Source organism: Mycobacterium sp. E2497 (assembly GCF_001668695.1).
GTDB lineage: Bacteria > Actinomycetota > Actinomycetes > Mycobacteriales > Mycobacteriaceae > Mycobacterium.
The window spans coordinates 1-2,282 of record NZ_LZKD01000189.1 but is presented as its reverse complement, the minus strand read 5'-3'; the positions used below and the strand labels follow the sequence as shown (position 1 = coordinate 2,282).

General features: G+C 65.0%; 2 protein-coding genes and 1 pseudogene. 1 reads left to right on the top strand and 2 read right to left on the bottom strand.

The window, feature by feature from the left end:
- Window positions 1-228, top strand: a pseudogene (locus A5713_RS28805) (hypothetical protein); the annotation flags it as partial.
- Window positions 229-236: 8 nt separating this feature from the next.
- Here A5713_RS28805 and A5713_RS17715 read toward each other — a convergent pair.
- Both A5713_RS17715 and A5713_RS17710 read right to left on the bottom strand, forming a co-directional pair.
- Window positions 237-1,040 (bottom strand): TylF/MycF/NovP-related O-methyltransferase, encoded by an 804-nt coding sequence (locus A5713_RS17715; protein WP_369804493.1) that lies wholly within the window; start codon window positions 1,038-1,040, stop codon window positions 237-239.
- Between the two features lie 134 nt (window positions 1,041-1,174).
- Window positions 1,175-1,978, bottom strand: coding sequence for a TylF/MycF/NovP-related O-methyltransferase (locus tag A5713_RS17710; protein WP_068097624.1), 804 nt, complete (start codon window positions 1,976-1,978; stop codon window positions 1,175-1,177).
- Window positions 1,979-2,282 lie beyond the last annotated feature (304 nt).

Genomic DNA, 2,282 nt, shown 5'->3' with positions numbered 1-2,282 from the left:
GACCAGCCGTACTGGGGGAATCAGGTCAAGCGCCTCAAGGTGGGAACCGCCCGGCGCTTCTCGGAAACCACCGAGAAATCGCTTGTCGCGGACCTCCGCGAGATCCTCGCCCCGGAATACGCGGCCCGCGCCCGCGAACTCGCCGCCCGGATGACCGCCCCCGGGGAGAGCGTCGCCAGGGCCGCCGATCTGTTGGAGAAGGCCGCCCGGGAGAAAGCCTCTAGCTGAAGCGATGCTTAACGGGCCGGCTTGATCAGCAGGCCCTGCCCCGTGGGCAACGCGCAGATCTTCACGCCCAGTTCGTTCGCCACCTCATCCATGGCGGCGCGCTGCTCGTCACGCCCCCGGTTGGCGTAGTCGTCGAGAAGCACGAAGGCTCCCGGTGTGAGCCGTGGCCAGAAATAGCGCAGCGCGGCGACTTCCGGTGGGGCGCAGTTCATGTCGATGTGCAGGTACGCGATGGCGGTCGCGTCGACCTCGTCGAGCGTCTCCGGCACCGCGCCGACGATGATGCGGTGGTTTTGCCACTCCGCGAAATTCGCGCGAACGCTTTCGACCCCGCTGGCATACATCCCGTTACGCAGGTGATCTTCGCTGATCTCCAATGCCCCGGACCGGCGTTCGTTCTCGGTGACGAAGCGCGGGTCGAGTCCGGCGAATGTGTCGAGCAAGTAGAACGTCTTGCCCAGTCCGTCCCAGTCCAGGTACTCCATGATGGCGCTGCTCAAGAACCCGTAGCTGACGCCGCATTCGACGAAGTCGCCGTCGAGCTTGCTGGCGCTGCGCGCCGCCCACAGCCCGACGTGCACACGCCACTGCCACTGGTACCAATCCTCTTTGCCCAGGGAGCGGGCGCCGCGCCGGTAGGCGCGCTGGAACTCCGGATCGTCCAGGAACGCGTGATAGTTGTTGAACGTGACCAGCGCGTCGTTGGCGTAGACGTCGGGAAGGATGGTCCGCGCGAGCCAATACTCGGTGCGTACCCACCACATCCGCAGGCGGGTTCCAGTTGTCAGCCCTGATGCCACGGCGGCAACCATAACACTGGCGGACCGATCGTTTGCGACAAATCCGAGGGGCTCACCGGGTCACCGGGCCGGATGGCAAAGTTCGTGAAAGCCACGGAATTTCGCTCATCCGTTCAGACGCACAGGACAGGTCAGCCGGACGCCGTCTACTTGCGCCACAACACGCCGGTCCCGTCGATCTCGACGATCTCCGCGGTCACGCCGTGCTTCGTCCGATAGTCCGTCACCGCTTGCTCGCACGCCTTGATCGCGTGGTAGTCGTCGACGATGCAGAAGCCACCGGGTGACAGCCGCGGATAAAGCGCATCGAGCGCCTGGATCGTCGACTCGTACAGGTCGCCGTCCAGCCGCAGCACGGAGATGCGATCGATAGGCGCATCCTGCAGCGTGTCCTTGAACCAGCCGGGGACGAACCGAACCTGGTCGTCCAGCAACCCGTAACGCTCGAAATTGGCCCGCACTTCGGCTTCGGGCACCCCCAGGATCCGCGCGTGCCGGTGCAGCGTAATCCCTTTGTCCTGCTTGTAGTTCGCGACGTCCGGGGGCGGTACGCCGGCAAACGAGTCGCACAGCCACACGCAACGCTTCTCGTCGCCGTAGGCGGCCAGCACCGCGCGCATCAAGATCGACGCCCCGCCACGCCACACGCCACACTCGACCAGGTCGCCGGGGACGTCTTCCTCCAGCACAGTCTCCACGCAATGCTGCAGGCTGGTCAGCCGCTGCATGCCGATCATCGTCAGGGCGTCCGCCGGCCAGTCGAGACCCAGGTCGCGGGCATGCTTGTTGAACGGGCGCTTGCGCACCAGCATGAAATTGCGGGTGCTGAACAGGGGGCGTCCCAAGCGGTACCAGCCCACCGGCACCAGCTCGTCGTTGCCATACCTGGTCAAGTCGCGCCGGAGCAAGTCGAGGTATGCAAACCGCGTGTCGTGATCAGTCACGGCCAAAGTTGCCCCTTAATCCGCAAGTCGATAGTCCCGTCAAGAGCCTAGACGCCCCTCGAGGCGCTCAAGGCGTTTCGCAGTCTATCCATCAACTTGGCCCGCATTGCCAAACTTGGACGCCGAGTCACCGCGGCAGCTCAGCGACGCGGCTCCGCTGCGGCGGGGCGCTCGCAACGTCCCGAGCCGGCAAAATTCTCCAGCAGATCGACGGCGCGTCCGACGCTCTCGGAAGGCTTGCTCATCCGGCTGGAGATCTCTCGCGCACGAGCGGTGTACTCGGGGGTCAGGATCTTGCGCAGGTCTTTGA

Bases quoted from the DNA above. Each gene is read 5' to 3' on its own strand.
- A5713_RS17715 (WP_369804493.1), bottom strand. From the start codon at position 1,040: ATGGTTGCCGCCGTGGCATCAGGGCTGACAACTGGAACCCGCCTGCGG.